The sequence below is a fragment of the Kitasatospora sp. NPDC056651 genome, assembly GCF_042792155.1.
Classification (GTDB): Bacteria; Actinomycetota; Actinomycetes; order Streptomycetales; family Streptomycetaceae; genus Kitasatospora.
Genome location: NZ_JBHTWX010000208.1, coordinates 1 through 5048 on the forward strand (window position 1 = coordinate 1; position 5048 = coordinate 5048).

General features: G+C 70.2%; 8 protein-coding genes. 5 read left to right on the forward strand and 3 right to left on the reverse strand.

Annotated features, from left to right (window positions below):
• Positions 1-23: 23 nt before the first annotated feature.
• Both ACFRAR_RS38200 and ACFRAR_RS38205 read right to left on the reverse strand, forming a co-directional pair.
• Entirely contained in the window at positions 24-227 is a 204-nt protein-coding gene (locus ACFRAR_RS38200) for a DUF397 domain-containing protein (protein ID WP_380704973.1), read from the reverse strand.
• On the reverse strand, positions 181-1053 hold the full coding sequence (locus ACFRAR_RS38205) for a helix-turn-helix domain-containing protein (protein ID WP_380704975.1): 873 nt from the start codon (positions 1051-1053) through the stop codon (positions 181-183). Before ACFRAR_RS38205 ends, ACFRAR_RS38200 begins: the two co-directional genes overlap by 47 nt.
• Before the next feature lie 144 nt (positions 1054-1197).
• Here ACFRAR_RS38205 and ACFRAR_RS38210 point away from each other — a divergent pair, with 144 nt between their 5' ends.
• From ACFRAR_RS38210 to ACFRAR_RS38230, 5 genes are all read left to right on the forward strand, one after another.
• A complete protein-coding gene (locus tag ACFRAR_RS38210) occupies positions 1198-1467 on the forward strand; it encodes a hypothetical protein (protein ID WP_380704978.1) in 270 nt (89 codons plus the stop codon).
• Positions 1464-1820 carry a hypothetical protein gene (locus ACFRAR_RS38215; protein WP_380704980.1) on the forward strand — a complete coding sequence of 119 codons (357 nt, stop codon included), beginning with the start codon at positions 1464-1466 and terminating at the stop codon, positions 1818-1820. Before ACFRAR_RS38210 ends, ACFRAR_RS38215 begins: the two co-directional genes overlap by 4 nt.
• A 156-nt stretch (positions 1821-1976) precedes the next feature.
• Complete coding sequence (locus tag ACFRAR_RS38220) at positions 1977-2780, forward strand: aminoglycoside phosphotransferase (RefSeq protein WP_380704982.1); 804 nt, start codon at positions 1977-1979, stop codon at positions 2778-2780.
• A 51-nt stretch (positions 2781-2831) separates the two neighbouring features.
• Positions 2832-2969, forward strand: a complete 138-nt coding sequence (locus ACFRAR_RS38225; RefSeq protein WP_380704984.1) for a hypothetical protein — start codon at positions 2832-2834, stop codon at positions 2967-2969.
• Positions 2966-4117 carry a protein-L-isoaspartate(D-aspartate) O-methyltransferase gene (locus ACFRAR_RS38230; protein WP_380704986.1) on the forward strand — a complete coding sequence of 384 codons (1152 nt, stop codon included), beginning with the start codon at positions 2966-2968 and terminating at the stop codon, positions 4115-4117. Before ACFRAR_RS38225 ends, ACFRAR_RS38230 begins: the two co-directional genes overlap by 4 nt.
• Before the next feature lie 96 nt (positions 4118-4213).
• Here ACFRAR_RS38230 and ACFRAR_RS38235 read toward each other — a convergent pair whose 3' ends face one another.
• On the reverse strand, positions 4214-4927 hold the full coding sequence (locus ACFRAR_RS38235; RefSeq protein ID WP_380704988.1) for a TetR family transcriptional regulator: 714 nt from the start codon (positions 4925-4927) through the stop codon (positions 4214-4216).
• Positions 4928-5048: the final 121 nt, after the last annotated feature.

Below are 5048 nucleotides of genomic sequence, written 5' to 3' on the forward strand. Positions count from 1 at the left end.
GGCCGGCCTTCCGCTGTGTGGGCTCACACGTCGCCGAACCGGCCGTCCACCGTGGCCTGGACGAAGGCTGCCCACGCGTCGGGGGTGAAGCGGAGCCAGGGCCCGTCGGGATCCTTGGAGTCGCGGACTGTCCCGGGGTTGGCGTCGTCCACTTCGACGCAGTTTCCGCCGTTGCCGTTGCTAAAGCTGCTCTTCCGCCACTGGACGGGCTTGTCGGAGGATGGCATCGGTGAGTCCTTCCAGTGCCGCACTGATCGTCGCTTCAGAGGCTCGTGGAGACAGAGCTTGAGCCCTGAGCAGATCGTAGAGCGCCTGGCGGTGGGCTACCTCTTCCGTTTCTGTGAAGAGAGTGCCGGACCGGCTCCCCTCTTCGTAAGCGACAACCGACCGGTCGGGCAGGGTCAGGAGGGTGAGTGAACCGCCCATCTCCGAGTGCTGGCCAGCACTGAAGGGCAGCACCTGAATTGTGACGTGAGGCAGCCGGCAGACTTGCGGCAGCCGGTTGAGTTGCTCCGCCATGATTTCCAGCCCGCCGATCGGCCGCCGGATCGCGCCTTCGTCCACGATGAACCAGTACCGGCACGGCGAGGGCTGGCGGTTGGGCCGTTTCTGACGGCGAAGTCGTTTCGTCAGCCAGTCATCGATCTCCCCTTCTGCCGCGAACGGCTCACCGGCCTGGAGTACGGCACGCGCGACCTCCTCCGTCTGGAGAAGCCCCGGAATGGTCGTCTCGTACGCCTCGTGGCAGATGGCCTGTTCGGCCAACTCCATGAACCGCTTGTACTTGTCCGGGAAGTCCTCCTTGCTGGCCAGCGGGTAGAGCCGAAGGAACGAACCGTCTGTGTTGAATACGAGGTCCAAAGCCTCCGACAGCCCTTCGGGCACCTTCGAGTCTCCGCCTTCGATCCTGGACAGATGTCCTTTCGAGACGTTGAGGATCACCGCCAGCCGACCCAGCGACATGTCGTGGAGCTTGCGAAGTCGCCGGATCTCGGCGCCGTAGAGGTCCCTCGCGGACCTTTCGGGGTGAAGCTCGCGCTCGGCCCAGCCCATTCGGACACCTCTTCTCCTCCATGTTTCCCGGGGCCGGTCCCACGTTGCGGATCCGCGTTGGAAACATGACGACCCTTCCGATGCTAACGCCGAGTGTCGATCCTTGTAACGAAGCGACTACGGAAAGGAGCCGACGGCGTGAGTATGAGGAAGCCCCCCCACAAGCGCGTGTACATCCCCAAGGTCGGCGAACTGGTCAAGGACACCGCCACCGGCAGGACGGGCGTCTTCACCGGCACCTGCAACAAGGAGGCCTACCTCCGTCCGCCGGGCGGAGGAGTCGAGTTCTCCACCATGCCGTGGAACGTCGAACCCGTGGAAGACGCACCCGAGTTGGAATTCGTGCACCACCCCTCGTTGCCTCCGGAGGTGAAGCTGCTCCCCGAGCCGTCGGCGCCCCTCGGCACGGCGTGAACCTGCGCGACCGGCTCGCCTTCCTCGGCCGGGCGGTCCGCAGCCTGGTTCGCGAGCCCCGGGTGACGTGGTCGTGGATCTGGGGCGCGTACGTGCAGTTCGCGCCCCCGTTCCTGTGGTTCAGCCCGGGACGGCGCCGGGCGGTCGCCTGGGCGAAGCAGGTGCGCGACGACGAACGGCAGGCTGACCTGGTGCTCGCGGAAGCCACCCGCGAGGCGGTCCTGGCGCAGGTCGACGAAGCGATGCGCCACGCGCAGCGCGCGGCGGATCTGTACGGCCTGGTCCATGAGGTGCTCGCGCTACCCCATCGCCGGCCCCGGGCCGCAGACCGCCCGCCGAATCGGCCCAACTAACCCCCGTCCCGGGGCGCGACCGGGAGTCCGCCCCGGGACGGGCACCACCGACTGCCAAGACCTGCACGCAGAGAAGCACGTGGACCCGCACGGACGGGCCTCGATCTGCAAGGTCGCGCCTGCCCGGAGCCTGCCATGCGAGACGAACGGACGACTGTGACCACATCCCGAATCCCCTACGCAGACCTGCCTGTTGAGGTGCGTAGGGCCGTCGAAGCGCACACCGGTCCGGTCCTGGACGCGGAGTCGGAGGCCGAGGGCTTCAACAGCTCGGTCGCCGCCCGCCTCACGTCACCGACCGGCACGTACTACGTGAAGGGGCTCCGGGTAGACCACCCACGGGTGTGGGCCCAGGCCCGGGAGGCGGAGGTGAACCCGTATGTGCGGGGGACCGCGCCGGCGCTGGTCGCCCGGGTCGAATCCGGCGGCTGGGACCTGCTGATCTTCGAAGCGGTCGACGGGCATCACGCCGACTACCGGCCCGGCTCACCCGATCTGCCGAAGGTCGTCGCCGCGCTGCGACGCCTGGCGGAGATCCCCTGCCCACCGATCGAACTGCGTTACGCCGAGCAGCGCTTGGCCCGTTACGCCGCACGGCCGGAGGACCTCGACCAGTTCGCCGGGCACGCGCTGCTCCACACCGACTGGCACAACACCAACGTTCTGGTGACCGACCAGGGCGCCCGACTCGTCGACTGGGCCTGGGCCACCCAGGGCGCCCCATGGCTGGATGCCGCGTACTGGGTGATCTGGCTGATCGCCTTCGGACACGACCCCGCCTCGGCCGAGCAATGGGCCTCCCGCGTTCCGACGTGGCAGGCGGCCCCTGTCGGCGGGATCGACGCGTTCGCCGTCACCAACGCCACCATGTGGGACGAGATCGGCGGGGACGACCCTGACCCGTGGACGGCCCGGATGGTCGGTGCCGCCCGCACCTGGCGCGACTACCGGAAGGCATGACCGGCCGCCTTTGGCCGGCTCTACAGGCGATCCGAGAGAGAGGAAACTGACATGGGAGACGAGAACAAGGGCGGTCCGAACGACGGCCGGGGTGGCAGCCACGCCAAGCCGGGCGGGTCGTCGATCGGCCCGAAGCCGTCGTCGGACAGCCGGACGCCCACCCCGGAACCGAAGCACAAGAAGCCGTGACCCCCGAGGAGCAGCGGGCCGCACTGGCGACGGCGCTCACCGACGCCGGTTCCCTGCCCGCCGAATGGGCCCCGGCCTTCAACAGCGTGCCGCGACACGCGTTCCTCCCGGACACCATCTGGACGGACGAGGGGGACGAAGACCCCGAGTGCAGCCGATCCGAGGAGCCCGAACGGTGGATGCGGCTTGCCTACAGTGATCTGCCGATCATCACGCAGTGGGACGACGGCGCCGACGACGGGACCCGCAGCACCCCCACGTCGTCGGCGTCCATGCCCACAGTGGTGGCCGAGATGCTGTCCGACCTGGATGCGGAACCCGGGCACCGGGTGCTCGAAATCGGGACGGGCACCGGCTACAACGCCGCACTGCTGGCTCACCGCCTGGGCGCCGAGATGGTGTCCACCGTCGAGGTCGACGCGCAGGTCTCCGCCCGGGCCCGCACGGCGCTTCGCGGCGCCGGCTACGCGCCCGAGGTGGTGTGCGGGGACGGCTCGCTCGGGTGGGGCGTGCGCGCGCCGTACGACCGGATCATGTCCACCGTGTCGCTGCGGGACATCCCGGCCGCCTGGCTCGCCCAGACCAGGCCGGGCGGGGTGATCGTCAGCCCCGTCTCGCCCCTGTTCGGCGGCGGCGCGATCGTGCGGCTCACCGTGGACGGCGAGGGGGCGGCGAGCGGTCGGTTCACCCGGTCGTCCGCGTTCATGGTGCTGCGCCAGCAGCGCTACGAGGGCGAGCCGGTGGAGGACTACCTGCCGGGCGACTGGCCGGGCGACTCCGAGCAGTCCTGGACGAAGCTCGACCCCGAGGCGGCCATCGGGGACGACTGGCCGGCACAGTTCGCCTGCGCCCTCACCCTGCCGGACGTGTACTACCGGCGCAACGGGTTCGGTGAGGACGGCTGGACGTGGTGGCTGTTCGACACGGCCGTCACGTCCTGGGCGACGGTCGACTCCGTCCCCGGGGAATCCCGGTTCGAGGTCCGGCAGTCCGGCCCCCGGAACCTCTGGGACGAGGTGGAGGCCGCCTGGCGGTGGTGGGACGACCAGGGCCGGCCGGGCTTCGACCGGTTCGGCCTCACGGCCGGGCGCGAGGGCCACACCGCGTGGCTCGACTCCCCGGAGAACCCGGTGCCGCGCCAGGGCTGACGCCCGTTGGTGAGGTCGAACCGTCGAACGGCTTCGGCCGGGCGCTCCCAACTTCGGGAGTGCCCGGCCGTCGGACGTTCCATGGCCCGAGCGTCCTTACTTGACGGCGGTCTTGCCGATCGTGGGCAGGATGAAGTCCTGGATCAGCCCCTTGGCGTCCCGCACGATGGGCCGGAACACCCGGTAGCGCGAGAGGTTGATCACCCGGGCCGCCATGGGGGTGGAGCGTCGAACGAACTCGCGCGTCCGCTCGGTGTCCTCGGTCCGGTCGAAGACCCAGTAGAGGACGACGACCATCAGGTGCAGCCAGAGCACGTCGGGCAGCAGCTCGACCAGTTCGGCGTCCAGCTTGGGCGCCAGTTCGGAGCCCTGGAGCACCTCGCGGAACAGCTCGACCGCCGTGGCCCGGGCCGGGTGGGACTCGTTGGAGAACGGGCTGAGCGAGCTGGTCGGGTCGGCGGCGGTGCGGAAGAACTGCGCGGCGAACTCGTGGTACGGCGCGGCCGTGTCCAGCCACGAGGTCAGCGCGATCTGCAGCCGCTCGGCGAAGTCCCGCGTACCGGCCATGCGGCGCCTGGCGTCGGCCGCGTGGTCGTAGGTCATCCGGTCGTAGAACCCCTGGATCAGGAATTCCTTCGCCGAGAAGTAGTAGTACGCGTTGCCCACCGAGACGCCCGCCTCGGTGGCGATGGCGCGCATGGTGGTCTTCTCGTAGCCCCGCTCCTGGAACAGCCGCATGGCCGTCTCCAGGATCAGGGCCCGGGTCGCCTCGCTCTTGTCGGTCTTCGGCTGTGCGCGGCCGCCGGGCATGGGCCCGCCCTCCGGGGCGGGCCCCTGGCCCCGGGGGGGGGCCGCGGGCCGCCCCGCCCGGCCGGGCCCCCCCGCCGGGGGGGGGGTGGGGGGGCCCGGGGCGCCCGGGCCCGCCCGCGCC